This window comes from Streptomyces cyaneofuscatus, from assembly GCF_042718795.1.
In the GTDB taxonomy this organism is placed as follows: domain Bacteria; phylum Actinomycetota; class Actinomycetes; order Streptomycetales; family Streptomycetaceae; genus Streptomyces; species Streptomyces cyaneofuscatus_A.
On sequence record NZ_JBHXOX010000025.1, the window covers coordinates 32,019 to 49,977 of the forward strand.

General features: G+C 72.8%; 11 protein-coding genes and 1 pseudogene. 10 read left to right on the forward strand and 2 right to left on the reverse strand.

All coding sequences use genetic code 11. The features are described 5' to 3' along the window. Nucleotides 1-45 precede the first annotated feature (45 nt). Together ACFWRT_RS26615 and ACFWRT_RS26620 are read right to left on the reverse strand one after the other, a co-directional pair. Nucleotides 46-3,093 (reverse strand): AfsR/SARP family transcriptional regulator, encoded by a 3,048-nt coding sequence (locus tag ACFWRT_RS26615; RefSeq protein ID WP_380952198.1) that lies wholly within the window; start codon nucleotides 3,091-3,093, stop codon nucleotides 46-48. Nucleotides 3,094-3,250: 157 nt separating this feature from the next. Further along, a pseudogene (locus ACFWRT_RS26620) lies at nucleotides 3,251-3,583 on the reverse strand (CYTH domain-containing protein); the annotation flags it as partial. Between the two features lie 226 nt (nucleotides 3,584-3,809). Between ACFWRT_RS26620 and ACFWRT_RS26625 the strand changes: the two are divergent. The 10 genes from ACFWRT_RS26625 to ACFWRT_RS26670 all read left to right on the forward strand — a co-directional run bounded on the left by ACFWRT_RS26625 (nucleotide 3,810) and on the right by ACFWRT_RS26670 (nucleotide 17,932). Continuing rightward, complete coding sequence (locus tag ACFWRT_RS26625) at nucleotides 3,810-4,805, forward strand: tetratricopeptide repeat protein (protein ID WP_380952197.1); 996 nt, start codon at nucleotides 3,810-3,812, stop codon at nucleotides 4,803-4,805. A gap of 110 nt (nucleotides 4,806-4,915) precedes the next feature. Continuing rightward, nucleotides 4,916-6,772 carry an HSP90 family protein gene (locus ACFWRT_RS26630; protein ID WP_380952196.1) on the forward strand — a complete coding sequence of 619 codons (1,857 nt, stop codon included), beginning with the start codon at nucleotides 4,916-4,918 and terminating at the stop codon, nucleotides 6,770-6,772. A 12-nt stretch (nucleotides 6,773-6,784) separates the two neighbouring features. Then, a complete protein-coding gene (locus ACFWRT_RS26635; protein ID WP_380952195.1) occupies nucleotides 6,785-9,784 on the forward strand; it encodes a hypothetical protein in 3,000 nt (999 codons plus the stop codon). A gap of 319 nt (nucleotides 9,785-10,103) precedes the next feature. Then, nucleotides 10,104-12,872 (forward strand): BTAD domain-containing putative transcriptional regulator, encoded by a 2,769-nt coding sequence (locus ACFWRT_RS26640; RefSeq protein WP_380952194.1) that lies wholly within the window; start codon nucleotides 10,104-10,106, stop codon nucleotides 12,870-12,872. A gap of 551 nt (nucleotides 12,873-13,423) precedes the next feature. Further along, nucleotides 13,424-14,461 (forward strand): LuxR C-terminal-related transcriptional regulator, encoded by a 1,038-nt coding sequence (locus ACFWRT_RS26645; protein WP_380952192.1) that lies wholly within the window; start codon nucleotides 13,424-13,426, stop codon nucleotides 14,459-14,461. Next, entirely contained in the window at nucleotides 14,458-15,084 is a 627-nt protein-coding gene (locus tag ACFWRT_RS26650) for a pyridoxamine 5'-phosphate oxidase family protein (RefSeq protein ID WP_380952191.1), read from the forward strand. Before ACFWRT_RS26645 ends, ACFWRT_RS26650 begins: the two co-directional genes overlap by 4 nt. Nucleotides 15,085-15,359: 275 nt before the next feature. Continuing rightward, entirely contained in the window at nucleotides 15,360-16,232 is an 873-nt protein-coding gene (locus tag ACFWRT_RS26655; protein ID WP_380952190.1) for a diiron oxygenase, read from the forward strand. Then, nucleotides 16,229-17,260, forward strand: coding sequence for a class-II aminoacyl-tRNA synthetase family protein (locus ACFWRT_RS26660; protein WP_380952189.1), 1,032 nt, complete (start codon nucleotides 16,229-16,231; stop codon nucleotides 17,258-17,260). Before ACFWRT_RS26655 ends, ACFWRT_RS26660 begins: the two co-directional genes overlap by 4 nt. Beyond that, nucleotides 17,257-17,682, forward strand: a complete 426-nt coding sequence (locus ACFWRT_RS26665; RefSeq protein ID WP_380952188.1) for a holo-ACP synthase — start codon at nucleotides 17,257-17,259, stop codon at nucleotides 17,680-17,682. The genes ACFWRT_RS26660 and ACFWRT_RS26665 overlap by 4 nt, the downstream gene beginning before the upstream one ends. A gap of 16 nt (nucleotides 17,683-17,698) precedes the next feature. Next, the gene (locus ACFWRT_RS26670; protein ID WP_380952187.1) at nucleotides 17,699-17,932 is read left to right on the forward strand and encodes a phosphopantetheine-binding protein; all 234 of its coding nucleotides are present in this window, start codon (nucleotides 17,699-17,701) and stop codon (nucleotides 17,930-17,932) included. Nucleotides 17,933-17,959: the final 27 nt, after the last annotated feature.

Here is a 17,959-nt window from a genome sequence, read left to right on the forward strand (position 1 = left end):
AGGAAGCCCGCCTTTCACCCCGATTTCCCCCGCGCCCCGCCCCGTCTACCGGGCGGCAAGCTCCCGGGCGAGCACCGTGGCCTCCACGACGACCTCTTCCCGCTCGCCGGCCACCACCCTGTCCAGCGCGCGGCCCACCCGGCGCTCCCAGCTCCCGGCGTCCATCCTGCGGAAGACCTCCCGCGCCCGGCGGAGCCGGCTCACGGCCCCCGCGCCCCGCCGGGTGGCCTCCGCGCACGCGAGGTCCACCTCTGTACGGGCCTGGAGGAACCGGTCCGCGACCTCCTCCGCCACGGCCAGCGCCTCCTTCAGCGTCGCCTCCGCCTCGTGCGGCCGGTCCTGGCGCCACTGGGTCTCGCCGAGGGCGCGCAGCGCGTACGCCTCACCGAGCCTGTCACCCTGCACCCGGGTGAGGGAGACGACCTCCCGGCACGCCTCCTCGGCCGACCGTACCTCTCCCGCCCGCAGATATGCCTCCGCGAGCCGGTAGATGTTCTGGGCCTTGCCCCGCACGGACCCGGCCGCCTCGCCCGACCTGATCGCCTCCCGGGTGAGCGCGATGCCCGCCTCCGTATCGCCCCGTTCCAACTCGATCTGCGCCAGCAGCCCGAGCGCGTGCGAGCGTTCCGCGAGATCGTCGCCGTGCCCGAAGTGGTCGAGCGCGGACCGGCAGAAGTGGGCCGCCCCGTCCAGATCCCCCTTGAAGCGGGCGCACAGGGCGAGGTTGCGCAGCACGAGCGCCCGCTCCCCGCTGCCGTCCGCCGACCGCCCGTCGAGCAGCTCCATCGCCTGTGACAGCAGCTCCTCCGCATCGCCGTACCGGCGGCGGGTGATGGCGAGCGTGCCGAGCGAACGCAGCATCACCGCCGCGCCCAGGCCGTCCCCGGCGGTCCGCGCCGCTTCCAGGGACACCCGGGCCGCTTGCTCCCAGTCGTCCAGGTAGTTGCGCGTCTCGAACAGCGGGACCGTCCGCGCGATCAGCTCCCAGGCGTGTCCGAGCGCCGAGTTCTGGGCCGCATGCCCGGTCAGGCCGAGGACGGTGGTGCGCTCCGACTCGAACCACTCGATCGGGTCGGCGAGCAGCCGGGCCACCGTGGTCCCGGGCAGTGCGACCGCGTGCCGCGCCCGGTGCGGCATGAGCGTGCCCTTGCCGTACAGCCTCCGGTGGGCCTCGTCGGCCAGGGTGAGCAGCGTGCCGAACGCGCGCGCCACGGCGGCCTCCCGCTCCTGCTCGCCGTCCTCGACGTGGGCGCGCTCCCATGCGAACAGCCGGAGTAGTTCCTGGATGCGGAAGCGGCTCTGCAGGGTGCCGGCCCCGGGCGTCGACACCTCGAGCAGCTGCGCGTCGACCAGTTGCTCGATCAGGTCCTCGGCCCGGTGCACGCCCACGTCGAGCACCGCCGCTCCCATCCAGCCGGTGAACGTGGTCACCGGCAGGAGACCCAGCCGCCGGTACAGCTGCGCCGCTTCCGGGGACAGCTCGCGGTAGCTGAGCTGGAATCCGGCCCGTACCCCGCCGTCGTTCGGGCTCAGCACGTCGAGCCTGCTGAACCGGTCCTCCAGACGGGACGTGAGTTGGTGCAGTGACCAGTGCGGGCGGGTGGCGAGCCGCCCCGCCGCGATCCGCAGCGCCAGCGGGAGCCGTCCGCACAGCTCGACCAGCCTGGCTGCCGACACGGGGTCCGTGGCCACCCGCTCGGCCCCGATCACCGCCGCCAGCATCCGGTCGGCCTCGTCGGGTGTCAGCACCTTCAGCGGGATGTGCACGGCCGCGTAGTCCCCGGCCAGTTCGTCCAGCTGGTCGCGGCTGGTCACCAGGACGACGCACTGGCCGCGCCCGGGCAGCAGCGGTCTGATCTGGGTGGAGGACCGCACGTCGTCCAGGATGATCAGCAACCGCCTGCCGCTCAGCACGGACCGGTACAACGCCGAGCGCTCCGGCAGCCCCGCGGGTATCTGGGCGCTGGAGACCCCGAGCGCGCGGAGCGCCTGGTCGAGCACCGTCATCGGCGACAGGGGCCGGTCGTCCTCGCGGTAGCCGTGGACATCGATGAAGAGCTGCCCGTCGGGGAAGTGCCGGGCCGCCCGGTTCGCCCAGTGCACGGCCAGGGCGCTCTTGCCGACCCCGCTGACCCCGGACACGACGGCGACGGCGAGCACCCCGTCGTCCTGGCCCGGCAGCAGCTGGTCCAGTGTCGCCAGTTCGGGCTCGCGGCCGGTGAAGGCGGCCGCCGGCAGCGGAAGCTGGGCCGGTACCGACGCCCCCGACGTCAGCGCGGCCACCGCCGGAGCCGCTGGTACCGCCGGGGCCTTACCGCGCGGAGCGGCGCCGTGTCCGTCCTCCTCCTGCAACACCCGGCGGTGCATCTCCCGCAGCGCGGGACCTGGTTCCACTCCCAGTTCCTCCACGAGCGCCTCGCGGCCCAGCCGGTAGAGCTGCAGTGCCTCGGCGCGCCTCCCTGCGAGGTGGTGCGCCTGCATGAGGTGAGCGCGGGCCTGCTCGCGCAGCGGGTGCTCCCTGACCAAGGGCGTCAACCGCGCGACGACGGGCCGGTGCCAGCCGAGCCGGAGCTGGAGGGCGGCGTACTCCTCGTTCACGTCGAGCCACAGCTCGTGGAGTTCGGTGGCCGTGTCGTCGATCCGGCCCCCGCCGAGGCCTTCCAGGGCCTGCCCCCGCCACAGCCCGAGGGCCTGCTCGAACAGTTCGGTGGCCTCCGGTGCCCGGTCGTCGTGCGCGGCAGCGAGGCGGGCCCGCCCGATGAGTTCGCCGAGCTCCTTCAGATCGATCCGGCAGTTCCGCGAGGACAGGATGTACCCGGGGTGGCTCGTCTCGATGAGCCCGTCATCCGCCCCCGCCGCCCGGAACGTCTTGCGCAGTGAGGTGACACAGATGGCGATCTGGTTGCGAGCGGTGGCGGGCGGCGTCCCCTGCCATACCGTCTCGGTGAGGGCGTCCACGGAAACGACCCGGTCCGGAGAGATCAGCAGCATCGCCAGCACCGCCCGCTGCCGGCCGCTGCTCACCCGCACAGGGCGCCCGTCCACCTCGATCTCCAGCGGTCCGAGCAGGCTGAACCGTATTCGCTCCGTCATACATCCCCCATATCCCCCGCCGTACCGTGCTCTGCGGATCCCCCGCGTTCGAGGAGCGCCGCCGGACACGATGCTCAATAGTTCAATCGATCAACGATTTAAACACGAAGCCAACACAGAGAGGCTGTGTGTCTTCACGAAGGGTTCACATAGCTGCATCCAGGAAGGCGGGGAGGTCGGGCCAGGTGTCGAAGTCGAAGGCGACCTCGCCCAGGCGCCATTCCTCGCGGTAGTTCTCCTGGTACCGGACCTCGCTGAGGCCGACCCGGCGCAGGATGTCGGCCATGGCGTGCAGGTCGGTGACCTCGGTTTCGATCTCCTTGGTGCCGTCGATCGTCGTGGCGTCGGTGACCTGCTCGAGCGTGAGCGTCGAGCGGGTGCCCTCGTCCCGCAGGCGGATCCAGGCTCCGCCGTCGAGGGAGTCGTTCTCGAAGATCTTGCGGGTGAGGAGCGTGCGGGGGAATGCCTGGACGGCATTGAGTGCGCCCAGCTTGTTCTGGAGCTAGGCGACGTCCACGGCCAGGAACTCCGCTTCGTATTCGTGCTTCATGGGGTCTTCTCTCAGAAGTGGTCGGTGAGGGTGGACGTCCGGGCCGCGAGCAGCAGCAGTCAGTACGCGTAAGCGTGAAGTATCTGTGAATACCCTGTGGAAACAGGGTCCTAGGGCCCCCTTATGCTGCACCCGACGATCACGCGGGATCCGGGGAGGGCGCGGCATGCTCGGCAAGTTGTTCGGCAGGAGTGGGGAGAGACCGGCGGAGGATCCGTACGCTCTGCCCGCCGCGCGTCAGCGGAAGAACGGGACCCACTCGCTCCGGGCGCTGGGGGACCGGCGGGTGCTCGCGTTGGTCGAGGCTGCCGACGCCGGGGAGTGGGAGGGCGTCAAAGCCGCGCTCGGGGCCTTCGACATCGGGCGGGACCACCGCGTGCTCGCCGAGCTGGCCGAGGTGGACGGGGTGGAGGAGTGGATCGGGCGGGCCGTGGGAGGGGAGGACGGTGCGCATCGGGCGGCCGCCCTCCTGATATCCGGGGCGCGGCACGTCAGCTGGGGGTGGGAGGCGCGTACCTCCGCGCGGGCCGTCGATGTCACCCGGGAGCAGTGGCAGGTCTTCGGCGAGCGGCTCGCGCTGGCGGAGGAACAGCTCCTGGCCGCCGCGGAGCTGGAGCCCTCGTGGGTCACCCCGTGGAGCCGGCTCCTCACCTCCGGGCGGGGGCTGTCCTTGGGGGAGGACGTCAACCGGGCCCGGTTCGACGCCGCCCTGCGCCGTGATCCGCTGGACCTGGAGGTCCACATCGACCGGGTGTCGCAGTTGCAGCCCCGGTGGGGCGGCGAGCCGGGGGAGGCGCTGGCGTTCGCCCGGGAGGCGCTCGGGCGGGCTCCGCAGGGGCATCCGCTCGGCTGCGTGATCGCCATGGCCTCCATCGAGGAGTGGGTCGAGTCGGACGACGCGGACATCCTCGGAACCGACGACATCCGGGCGGAGTTGCGCGACGCGGCCGACCACAGCATCCTCAACCCCGCCTACGTACGGCGTCCGGGGTGGCAGCACGACTTCGGCATGTTCGCCATGGCCCTGTCGATCGCCGACGAGGCCCACACGGTCCGGCGTGTCTTCCGCGCGCTCGACGGCGCCTACACCGGCTGGCCCTGGACCTACTTCGACGACCCCGAGGGCCAGTTCGCCCATCGGCACCGCCACAACCGCGCCTGAGCGGCGGGTTCCGGCTCCTCTCCGTACGCCGCTCCTCTCCGTACGGAGCTTCTCTCCCTATGCCGCTCCTTCTTCCTATGCCTCGGCGGCTCTCTTCCCTGGACGGTCCGATGACTCTCCCTCTTCCCGTATCCCCGGAGTCCCCGGACGGCGCCGACCGCGCCTTCCAGGTGGATCTGCGCGGCCTCGTCGATCTCCTCTCCCACCACCTCTACTCCAGCCCCCGCGTCTATCTCCGCGAACTCCTCCAGAACGCGGTCGACGCCCTGACCGCCCGGCACGGCCTCGAACCGGACGCGCCCGAAGGCGCCTTCGGCATACGGCTGTTCGCCGACGGGTCCGTGGTCCGCGTCGAGGACGACGGCGTCGGGCTCAGCGAGGCGGACGTCCACACCTTCCTCGCCACCATCGGGCGCAGCAGCAAGCGCGCCGACGGGATCGCCCAGCAACGCGGCGACTTCATCGGGCAGTTCGGGATCGGGCTGCTGTCCTGCTTTCTGGTGGCGGATGAGATCCACGTGCTCAGCCGCTCCGCCCGGACCTCCGACGCCCCCGCCGTGGAGTGGCGCGGGCACGGCGACGGCAGCTACAGCGTCCGGATCCTGCCCGCCTCCGCCCGGCCCCGGCCCGGCACCACCGTCACGCTCACCCCGCGCGCCGACACGGGGGAGTGGACCCGGCCTGCGCAGGTGCACGCACTGGGGCGGCACTTCGGGTCCCTGCTGGGGCATCCGGTGAGCTTCAGCGACGGTACGGCGGGGGCCCCGACGGTCTCCGTGAATCCCGAACCCGCCCCCTGGGCCCGTACGTTCCCCACCCCGGGCTCCCGGTCCCGTGCGCTGGCCGCGTACGGCGAGGAGGTCTTCGGGTTCGCCCCGCTGGACACCATCGAGCTGGACCTGCCGGCCGTCGGGCTGAAGGGTATCGCCTGCGTGCTGCCCGAGGCGGTGCCCGCCGGGCGGCGCCACGGCCACCGGGTGCACGTCAAGGGGATGCTGCTCTCCGAGCAGGCCTACGAGATCCTGCCGGAGTGGGCCTTCTTCGTCCGCTGCGTCATCGACGCCGAGAGCCTGCGCCCGACCGCGTCCCGCGAGTCCCTGTACGAGGACGACACGCTCGCCGCCGTACGCGACGCCCTCGCCGAGCGGCTGCGGGAGTGGATCGCCCGGGCCGCCGCCAGCGATCCGGAGCTGCTCGGCCGGTTCCTCCAGGCGCACCACCTGGCCGTGAAGTCGCTCGCCGTGCACGACGACGAGATCCTGCGGCTGCTGCTGCCCTGGCTGCCGTTCGAGACCACCGACGGGCACACCACCCTCGACGCGTTCGCGCGTACCCACCGCACCGTGCTCGTGACGTCGAGCGTGGAGGAGTTCCGGCAGGTCGCGGCGATCGCCTCGGCCGCCGGGCTCGGCGTCGTCAACGGCGGCTACACCTACGACCGCGAACTGGTCCACCGGCTCCCCGAGATCAGGCCCGAGGCGAGCGTCGCCGATCTCGATCCGGCCACCCTCACCGCCCACCTCGACCCCGTCGACCGGGAGACCGAACTGGCCGCGTCGGCCTACCTCGCCCTGGCCCGCGATGCGCTGGCCGTCTTCGACTGCGATGTCGCGCTGCGTACGTTCCATCCCGCGTCCGCGCCCGCCCTGCTCGTCGACAGCCGCGAGGCCCGGCACGAGCGCACCCGCTCCCAGCTCGCCCGGGAGCAGCAGGGCGGTCTGTGGGGCGACATCCTCGGCGCGCTGCGCCAGGAGGCCCCGCGCGCCCAACTGATCCTCAACCAGCTCAACCCGCTGGTGCGCACCGCCGTGGCCATCGACGAGCCCGAGCTGGCCCGTACGAGCGCAGAGGCCCTCTACGGGCAGGCCGCGCTGCTCTCCCGGCGCCCGCTCCGGCCCGCCGAGTCGAGCCTGATCAACCGCTCCTTCCTCGACCTCCTCGCCCACGCCCTCCGCAAGGACAGCTAAGGACAGCCGACGATGCCCACCGCACCTCACCCCCAGAGCACCGACGAGCTGTTCCACGCGCTCCGGGAGAACCACCAGCTCCCCTACGGCCGCACCCGGACCGTCACCGCCGAGGAACTCGTCGACGCCGCCGAGCGGTTCGCCGAGCCCCTCCCGCTCGTCCACGCCCTCCTCGAACTCCAGGAGGCGTACACCTACGGCTCCGACCCCCGGAAGTCGCCCGTCGTCTTCGCCCGGCTGCTCACCCTCTTCGACGACCGGCCCGAGGCCTTCGACGAGCGCCTGCGCCACCAGCTCTTCTGGCGGTTCAAGTGGGTGGCCAACGCCCTGCGCGCGCTGCCCGAGATACCGCTGGCCAGCCTGCGCCAGTGGCTGACCGAGATGCGTGACCGGTACGAGAAGGAGGGGCTCGGCCTTCAGCCGTACTACGGGCAGGCCTACCAGCTCGCCGTCCACGTGGGTGAGGACACCACCCTCGCCTACGAGCTGTGGGCGGGCCGCCGCCGGACCCCGTACAGCGACTGCGAGGCGTGCGAGATCTGCGAGCGCGCCCTGTACCGCATCGCCGCGGGCGACGACGAGCGCGCGCTGGAGGTCTGGGCGCCGGTCCTGGCCGGGAAGGAGTCCTGCCAGGAGGAGCCGGCCCGCTCCGTCGCGTACGCGCTGCTGCCCCTGCTGCGCACCGGCCACGCCGACCGGGCCCGGGAGCTGCACCTCGCCGGGTACCGCGCCTGCCGCCGCAATCCGTCGATGGCCGGGGAGGTCGGCCGGCACCTGGAGTTCTGTGCGCTGACCGGCAACGAGGCGCGGGGGCTCGAACTGCTCGCGGAGAACCGGAACCTGTTCGACGAGGTGGACTCGCCGCTGGACCAGCTCGACTTCCTGACCGGGGTGGAGGTGCTGCTGCGCCGGGTGGAGAGCCTCGGCCACGGTGGGCTGCCGGTGGCCGGGTACGCGGGCCGGGCCTGGACCGTGGCGGGGTTGTGCGCCGAGGTACGGGGACGGGGCGACGGCCTCGCCGCCCGCTTCGACACCCGTAACGGAACCACGGCCCACTCCGGCCGCCGCACGGCCCGACTCGACCGGGCCCCGCTCCTGGACGCGCTGGAACTGACCCTGCGCAGCCGGAGTTTGGGCGAGCTGGGGGTGGGTGGGGCTGCGGGTGTTGCTGGTGCTGAGGGTGCTTCCCTTGCTGTGGGCGCTCCCGTTGCTTCCCTTGGCGCTTCCGCCTCGCGTGCGGCTGCGGACGTGCCCGAGGAGGTGTCCGAACTCATCAGTCGTGCTCGGGAGTTGGAAGAGGAGGGGCACCCTGGCGCGCGGGCCTGCTGGGCGCGGCTGCGTACCCTCGTCGCCACCCGCGAGTACAGCCATCCCGAGGACCCGGCACTCGGCCCGTACGGCCGGCTCTGCGCGGACCTGCTGTCCGACGAGGCCTACCGGGCGGCCGAGCGCGGCGACTACGCCGGTGCCGTCGATCTCCACGAGGAGGCCGCCGGGCTGTACGAGGACGCCGGAGCGCCGGACGACGTGGTGCTGGCCCGGGCCTGCGCCCTGCTCGCCGCCGCCGAGGCCTCCGGGGAGGGCGGCGAGGCCGAGGCCGAGATGAAGGCCGCCGTCCTGGCCGACGCGCATGCCGCCGTGGTCCGGTTGCAGGAGGAGGCGACCGGTCTCGCCCCGTACATCGAGGGGCGGCTGCTCAGGCTGCGGGCGTCCGCGCTCGGTGTGCGCCTCCAGACGTCGGGCGACCCCGCGCACGCCGCCGTCGTCTTCGCCGAGGCGGACCTGCTCCAGGAGTTCGCCGCCCGGCACGGCCTCACCACGCAGGTCTCCGGCGCGATGCTGCTGAGGGCCGGTACGCACGCGCTCTCCGGCGATCTGCCGGCGGCGGTCGCCGAGATCGACGCCCTCCGCGACCGGCTGGCGTCGGACGGTCCCGCCTGGCACCTGCCGCGCGCGCTCGGCCTGCGCGGCCGGCTCCAGTTCGGCCTCCGGGACGCTGCCGCCGCGCACGCGGACCTGGCGGAGGGGCTGCGGCTGGCCGCCGCGTGGCCGACCGAGGCGGTCGACACCTCCCGGCTGCACGCCGATCTGGCCCAGGCGTGCCTGTACCTCGGCCGCCCCGACGAGGCGCTGACCCAGCTGACCCGGTCGGCGGAGGTGGATCTGCGGGACGGCAAGCGGGTGGACGCGTTCTGCACGTACGTCGGCGCCGCCCAGCTCTGCCTCGACCACGGCCGCATCGAGGACTCCATCGCGCTGCTCGACTCGCTGCTCGGCGAACCGGACGTCATCGGAGGGGAGTTGGACGACCGGCTGGTCGCCCAACTGCGTCTTCTGCGCGCCCGGGCCCTGCACGCGGGCGACGATCTCAAGGCCGCCACGGCGGAGTTCGTCGCCCTCGCGGCCGAGTCGGCCGGCTGGGACGACGACCCGGGGAGTCACGCCATGATCGCGGCGGAGACGGCGATGATCCTCGGCGAGGCGGGCGAGTTCGACCGGGCCGGCGAGGTCGCGGACCGGGCGCTCGCCGCCCATGTCCTCTCCCCGCGCTACGAGTTGATCAGCAACTGCCTGCGGGAGCTCGCCCGTCTCCGGGCCCAGCGGCAGGGCCCCGACGGCCTGGCCGCCGCCCTCGCCCACCTGGACGAGGCCGGCCGGGTCGTGGACGCGGCCCGCGCCGCCGGGTTCCGGCCCGCGGGGCGCTCCCTGGAGACCGCCCTGGCCTACGAGTACGGGCGGGTCCATGCCTACGTCGGCGCGTACGAGGACGCCCTCGCCGCCCTGGAGAAGGCGCTGGCCCTGCTCGGTGAGCCGGGGGCGGAGGAGGGTGGCGCGGGCGAGTGGGCGGAGTGCGTCCGCCTCTCGGGTGCGGTGGAGGGGATCTACCTGGAGCGCCCGGCGCCCGCGCTCGTCCGGCTCGACGCGGCGGTCGCCCGGCTGACGGCGCTCGGTCACCTGGAGGAGTGCGAGCCGCTGGCCTCCCTGGCCGCCCAGTTGCGCGACGAGGGGTGAGGGGGCGGCCGGGCGGTCGGGTGCGGTGCTTTGCCGGCGCCGCGCCCGGTCGCCAGGCTGCTGCTGTCCTGCTGTCCTGCTGTCCTGCTGTCCTGCTGTCCTGCTGTCCTGCTGTCCTGCTGTCCTGCTGTCCGGCTGTCCGGCTGTCCGGCTCTCCGGCTCGTCCTCCTGGGTGCGGTGGGGGCCCTCTTGCCTCACTCATTGGTCTAGTCCAAACTGATCCGCGACGAAGCCTCCGGGAGAGTCGGCCGCGCACGGCCCGCAATGCCGCCGCAGGCCGTGATCGGCAGGGGGGCGGTCATCGGACGAGGGGGATGCCATGTCAGAGCGGACGTCGGTCGCGGAGCTGTCCCGGGGAGGTCCGGCGGGCGAGCACGGCGCCTTCGGTCTCCGGCTCCAGGCGTTCCGAAGACGGGCCGGACTGAGCCAGGAGGCGGCCGCTTTACGGGCCGGGATCAGCACCCGGGCCCTCCGTGACATCGAGCGCGGCCGGGTCCAGCGGCCCCAGACGCGCACCCTCCAACACCTCGCCGAAGTCCTGGATCTGACCGGCGGCGAGCTGGCGGACCTGCTGGCCGCCACCCGTACCGGACCCCCGCGCGGCGTGGCCCGCCCGCGCCTGCTGATCCTCGGCCCGCTCGCCCTCCAGCGCGGCCGGGACCCCGTCCCCGTCACCAGCCCCATGCTGCGCCGGCTCCTCGGCCTGCTCGCGCTCAAGCACCCCGAGCCCTCCACCCAGCGGGAGATCACCGACACCCTCTGGCCGTCCGGGCCGCCCAGCTCCCACCAGAGCCTGATCCACACCTACGTCAGCCAGGTCCGCCGCCTGCTGGACCCCGGCGGCCCCCGGACCGCCCCCGCCCCCACCGTCGTCCGCACCCCCACCGGCTACCTCCTCCAGGCCTCCCGGAGCCAGACCGACCTCGGCCACTTCGACGAACTGCTGGCCCAGGCGGAGCGCCTGCACCGCGCGCCCGACCCGGCGGCCGCGTACGAGTCGCTGACGCAGGCGCTGCGGTGGTGGCGGGGTCCGGTCCTCGCGGACGCCGATCCGGTGCTGCGCCAGCACCCGGCCGCGGTGGTCGTCAACGAGCGGCGGGTCAAGGCGGTCCTCCTGTACGCCGACACCGCGCTGCTGCTGCGCCGGCCCGAGGAGGCCGTCCCGGTGCTCTGGTCCATGGTGAACACCGAGCCGCTCCACGAGGGCCTGCACGCCCGGCTGATCCTCACCCTCGGCAGCTACGGGGAGCAGGCCGCCGCGCTCAACGTCTTCGGCCGGCTGCGCGACCGGCTCGACAAGGAGCTGGGCATCGAGCCCAGCGCCGAGGTCCGCGACGCCCACCTGCGGGTGCTGCGCCAGCAACTGCCCCGCGCACAGCACCCGGCCCGCCCCGCGCCCGCCGGCCGCGCCGCCCCGGCCGGCCCGCTCCCGGCCCAACTGCCCGCCATGTCCGGCTCGTACGTCGGACGGCTGCGGCAGATGCGCGACCTGGACGCCCTCGTCTCGCCCGACCCGGCCCGGCGCTCCCAGGTGATGGCGGTGGTCGGCGCGCCCGGCGTCGGCAAGACCGCCCTCGCCAAGCACTGGGCGCACGCCCGGCGCGAACACTTCGCGGACGGGCAGCTCTTCGTCGACCTGCGCGGCCACTCCCCGCTGCCGGCGCTGCGACCGGGCGACGTCCTGGCGCAGTTCCTCCGGGCCCTGGGCGCGACGCCCGCCCGGCTGCCCGCCGACGAGGACGAGGCCGCCGCGCTGTACCGCACGCTGCTCGCCGACCGGCAGATGCTGATCGTGCTGGACAACGCGCGCGACGCCGAGCAGGTCAGACCGCTCATCCCGGGCGCCCGGGGCTGCGCGGTGGTGATCACCAGCCGCAGTCGGCTCGCGGGGCTCGTCGCGAGCGACGGGGCCCGCCAGCTCGCCCTGGACGTCCTCGACCCGGCCGAGGCCCGCCGGCTGCTCGGCAGCATCGTCGGCGAGTGCGTCGCCTCCGCCGAGGAGGAGGCGGCCCGCCGGCTCGTACGGCTCTGCGGCGGGCTGCCGCTGGCCATCCGGATCGCCGGCGCCAATCTGGTGGCCCGCGACACGGGCATCGCCGGCTACTGCGCCGAGCTGGCCGGGGACGACCTGCTCAGCCGGCTGTGCGTCGAAGGGGACCGGCGCTCGACCGTGCGGGCCGCCTTCGACCTCTCCTACCTCGCGCTCCCGCCCGGGGCCCGCCGGATGTTCCGGCTCCTGGGCCTCATGCCGGGGCCGGACGTCTCGGTGAACGGCGCGGCGGCCCTGGCGGACACCACATCGGCCGCCGCGGCCGAGCTGCTGGTGACCCTGACCGACGCCCATCTGGTACGGGAACGGGCCGCCGGCCGCTTCGGGCTGCACGACCTCGTGCGCTCGTACGCCCGTGAGCTGGCCGGCGCCGGGGAGGCGCACGCCGCACGGCAACGGCTCTTCGAGTGGTACCTCTACCACGCCGACGCGGCGGCCCGGCTGCTCTACCCGGTGGAGCCCGCGCCGGGCCCGTGCGCCGGGGCGGCGCCCTCGGCCGCGCTGGTCTTCTCGGACCACGGTGAGGCCTCGGAGTGGCTCGACGGCGAACGGGAGAACCTGTCGGGGGCCGTCCCGCAGGCGGCCGGCGCTGGCTTCACCACCCTCGCCTGGCGGCTGGCGGAGAGCCTGCACGGCTTCCTCTCGGTGGGGATGTACACGGGCGAGTGCCTCAAGGTCGCGACCGCCGGCCTGTTCGCCGCCGTCGCGGACGGAGAGCCGCGGGCCCAGGCCGCCGCCCAGCTACGGCGCGCCGAATGCCACTGGCTGCTGGCGGACCGGGAGCAGGCCCTGGAGCTGCTCGGCAGCGCGCTGGAGCTCGCGCGGCAGGCCGGCTGGGCGGAGGGCCAGGCGCTGGCGCTGCGCCGCATCGGCGCGGCCCACCGGGAGAGCGGGGAGGGGAGGGAGAGCCGGGAGGGGAGGGAGAACGGCGGCGGGCGGCCGGTCTGCGACCACCCCGCTCCTGCCCGTGAGCTCACCCGCCACGGCGGCGTGGCGGGGTCCCCCGAGGGCATCGTCGGCCTGGACCTGATCCACTGAGGGCCGCGCCCGCCACGGGGCGGGACCGCATCCGCGCCCTGCCCGCCCCGAGGCGACGGTCGCGCTCGTCTCCGGGCGATGAGCCGTGCTCGTCTCCGGGCGACGAGCCGCTCCCTCTCCGGGCGACGAGCCGCTCCCGTCTCCGGCGGCAGGACAACTACTCCGGCAGTTGGACCGGTTCTGCCGGTTGCCGTGCACCCACCGGCGGCGACCGGCAGAACTCCAGGTCAGCGCCCCCGTACCCGGCCGGAACCGGCCCGCCGGGCGTTCCGCGGTCTCTGGTCCGGCTGTAGGAGACCGACCAGCCCGGGACCGTACTGTGGCGGCACCGAACCACGCCGGACCGCACCGCACCCTCTGCACCGCACCGTTCCGCACCCTCTGCACTGCACCGCACCGTTCCGCACCGCAAGGCCAGTCCCCGTGCCGACTCATGAGGTGACGCGTTGCCACAGCTCACGGTGGCCTCGCCACCGCCCGTGCGCGGCGCGTTCCGGGCTCCTCTCCTTCGGCCAGGCCACCATCATCCGCGCGCTGAGAATGAGGTAACGATGCACTTCGTGGCACAGGCCCCGCAGCAAGGAGCCCAAGGGGCGCCAGAACTGGACGAGTTCGCCGTGGCCTTCTATGAACGTGCGATCGGGCGAGGTGAGTTCGATCCGCTGCGGATCGCCGAGGAGCTGGGCGCCCCGTCGCGCTACGCCGAGCACGCGGTCGGCGTGCTGCGCGAACTGCGGCTGCTCAAGCAGGCGGAGAGCCGGGCGGACCGGCTGGTGGCGGTCAGCCCGGAGGCGGCCCAGATGGAGCTGCTGGTCCCCCTGGAGCGGGAGATCCTCGACAGCCGGCACCGGCTCGCGGGATTCAAGGGGCAGTTGAGCGCCTTCGCGGCGGCCTTCGAGAGGCAGTCCAGAACCCGCGCCGAACCGGTGGTGATCACCGGTGACCGGGACGAGATCGAGCTACGGCTCCTGGAGGCCGCGCAGAGCTGCACCACCGAGGTCCTGGTCATGCAGCCCTGCGTGGCCCGCGAGACCCGCGAGCTGCGGCTGGCCCGCCCGCTGGTGCTGGAGGCGCTGCGGCGCGGCGCGCACGGACGGATCCTCTACCCGCACACCGCCCGCGGCGACTCGGGCACCCGCGCCCACCTCGGTGAACTCCTGCCCGCGGGCGGGCAGGTGCGCACCACCAAGGAGGTGAGCGACCGCTTCCTGGTCTTCGACCGGAAGACCGCCTTCATCCCGTCCGGGGCCGACGGCGAGGACGGCGAGATCGCCGTCGTCTACGACAGTACGGTCGCGGCCTTCCTGGCCGGGCTGCACGCCCGTGTCTGGGAGTCCGCCGTCGACTTCGACTCCGGCGCGGCCGGTTACGCCGGGACCATGGAGGAGTTGAAGGCGACCCTGCTCTCCCTGCTGGCCTCCGGCGCCAAGGACGAGGTCATCGCGCGCCGGGTGGGCATGTCCGAGCGGACCCTGCGCCGCCATGTCGCCACGATCATGCAGGACCTGTCCGCCAGCAGCCGCTTCCAGGCCGGCGTGCTGGCCGCCCGTACCGGCCTGGTCGATCTCGCCCTGAGGAGTGCCGTATGAGCCGCTTCAACCAGCTCGCGCAGACCACGATGGTCCGTCAGGTGCAGGAGGAGATGGGCAGTGCCAAGGCGGCCGGGCGGCGGCTGCGGGAGCAGGCGGAGGAACCCGATCCGCTGGACGCGCGGTCGGCCGATTTCATCCGCGGCCTCGACGGCTTCCTGTTCGCCAGTGTGGGCGAGACCGGCTGGCCGTACATCCAGTTCAAGGGCGGGCCGCAGGGGTTCGTCCATGTGCTGGACCCGTACACGCTCGCCTTCCTGGACGTCCGGGGCAACCGGCAGTACGTCACCACCGGCAATGTGCGCGGCGACGACCGGGTGGCGCTCTTCTTCATCGACCACGCCCGGCAGACCCGCCTCAAGGTGTTCGGCCACGCCACCGCCGTACCGGTCGACGATGACCTCGCGCTCGCCGAGCGGCTGGAGTCGCCGCGTACCGAGGGCCGGGTCGAACAGATCATGACCGTCCGGGTCGAGGCGTACGCCTGGAACTGCCCCAACCACATCACGCCGCGCTTCAGTCAGCGCGAGGTCTCCGAGGCGCTGGCCCCGCTCCACGAGCGCCTCGCGCGACTGGAGGAGGAGAACGCCGCCCTGCGCGCGCAACTCGCCGCCCGCCCGTAACCGCTGGCCGTAACCGTCGGTCGTGTCCGCCGTCTCTACCCGCCGGCCGTACCCGTCAGCCCTGTCCGCCGGCGGTAACCGGCGGCTTTCGCCGGCTGTCCGGAAACGGCAGCCGGATCCGGTCATCCAGCACCTCCGCGAGGGAAATACCTGACCAGAACCGAACGGCCCACTGGCCGAAATCGGCAGCCGGTTCCGGGCATTGAGGAACCCGTGCCCGGATTCCTAATCTGGATTCAGCAACGAGCCCTCTAGGCGAACGGAGGAATCACTCGATGGTCAGCGAAGTGATCGACCGGAACGACCGGTTCAGGGGAATCCTGGACCGGCTCGCCACCAAGTCGATCGACGACTACTACAACCCGTACCGGCTCTTCGAGTGGCCGGAGCAGCTTCCCGAGGACATGTGGTGGATGAGCCCCGAGCTCACCACCACCTACGGGACGGAATGGGCCGAGAAGCTCACACCCGAGCAGCTCCACACGCTTTCCAAGCACGAGAGCATCAATTTCTACAGCCTCAATGTCCACGGTATCCGGGAACTGCTCGTCGAGGTGGTCAACCGGATCCACACGGCCGGTTTCGAGACGCCGTCGGAGTTCTTCCACCATTTCATCGGTGAGGAGAACGAGCACATGTGGTTCTTCGCCGAATTCTGCCTCCGCTACGGCAAGAAGATCTACCGGCAGCCCGCCGGCGGCGCCGAGACGGCCGCGCCCTCGGACAAGGTCCAGAGCCTGCTGGTCTTCGCCCGCATCCTGATCTTCGAGGAGCTGGTCGACCACTTCAACTCGGCGATGGCCGAGGACGAGCGGCTGCACGAGACGATCCGCGGCATCAACCGCATCCACCACCAGGACGAGTCCCGGCACATCGCCTTCGGGCGCGAACTGGTCAACCTGCTGCACCAGGACCTGAAGCTGACCGCCACCGAGCAGGAGCTGGACGAGGTCTCCACGTACCTGCGCCGCTACATGCGGCACAGCTTCGAATCCCTCTACCACCCCCAGGTCTACCGCGACGCCGGTATCGAGCGCCCGCACGAGCTGCGCCGGGCCCTGCTGGAGTCCCCGGCCCGGGCCGAGGCCGAGTCGCGCACCTTCCGTAAGACCGCCAAGTTCCTGGAGAAGACGGGACTCATCCGATGACGGTGACCGGACCGACCCGAGAGGCCGGAGCGACCCGAGAGGCCGGAGCGACCGGAGAGGCCGGAGCGGCCGGACCGACCCGAGAGGCCGGGGAGACCGGAGAGGCCGGAGCGGCCGGACCGACCCGAGAGGCCGGGGAGACGGGAGAGGCCGGAGCGACGCGAGCGACCCGGCTGACCGGCAGCGACGGTGAGCCCGCCCTCGCCATCCTGGGCCCGCAGGCCACCGCGCTCGTCAAGGAGCTCGATGGGATCTTCACCGGCTGGGGCCTGGCGGACGGCGCCGAGGAGATCAGTGCCCCGCCGCTCTTCCCGGTGACCGACCTGGAGAAGTTCGACGTCTACACCAACTTCCCCCATCTCGCCTGGGTGGCCGGTTCACTGGCACTGACGGACAACCAGTTCAAGCCGGTGGAGGGGAAGTTCGGGCCCGGTGCCGTCACCGAGGCGCGGTACGGGCTGCCGCACGCCACCTGCTACGGCGCGTACCTCTTCCACGAGGGCGGCCAGGTCGCCGACGACTCCCTGGTGACCCTGGTCAACCGCTGCTTCCGCAACGAGGACCACTACAGCGGGCTGCGCCGCCTCGCCAGCTTCCAGATGCGCGAGATCGTCGCGCTCGGCAGCTTCGACCACACCCAGGAGGTGCTGGCCCGCTTCACCGGACGCATCCAGGCCTTCGCCGCCGCGCTCGGCATCGAGCTGGGCCGGGAGGCGGCCGGCGACCCGTTCTTCCAGAACGACAGCGGACGGGCCCTGATGCAGAAGCTGAGCCCGGTGAAGTACGAGTTCCAGTACGGCGACCTGGCGATCGCCTCGGTCAACACCCACCGCAACTTCTTCGGCGAGCGGTGCTCGATCCGGCTGGACTCCGGCGAGCACGCCTACACCTCCTGTGTGGCCTTCGGCCTGGAGCGCTGGCTCGCCGTGCTGACCGAGCACTTCGCGTCGGACCTCGACGCCGCGCTCGACGCCGTACGCACGGCGGCACAGGAAGCGCCGTCACCCGCCGCCGCAGAACCGTCGTGAGCCAGCCCCTGATCGGCGTCGACCTCGTCCCGCTCGCCCGGGTCGGCGAGCTGCTGGAACCCCGCGCCGGGCCGGTGCTCGGGCGGTTCCTCTCCGCCGACGAACTGGCCGCGTCCCGGACCCCGGACGGGGAACCGGACCGGGCCGGGATCGCCGGGCGGCTGGCCGCCAAGGAGGCCGTCTTCAAGCTCCTCGGGGCGGTCGGGCGGCCGGTTCCCTGGCAGGGCATCGAGGTCCTGCGCGGCCCCGGCGGCCGCCCGGGGGTCCGGCTGTCGGGTACGGCGGCCGAGTTGGCGCAGCACGCCGGACTCGGCCCCATCGACGTCAGCATCAGCCACGACGGCGGCTTCGCGATCGCCGTCGCGGCGGCCACCACCTCACGAACACCACCGCTCGACCACCTCATCCCGCTGGATCAGTGACTTCGAAGGGAATGCCATGAGTTCCGCAGGTATCGACAAGGTCCGGGACTGGATCCTCGGCCGTCACCCCGAGCGTACCGAGCTCGCCGCCGACGTCGACCTCATCGAGAGCCGGCTGGTCGACTCGCTCGCCTTCGTCGAGCTCGTCTACACCATCGAGGACGCGGCGGGCATCGAGATCGACTTCGACACCATCGACATCGAGGACTTCCAGACCCTCGCCACCATCGAAAAGGCCTTCTTCGCCTGATCCCCAGGGTTCTTCCGATCCCGAGGA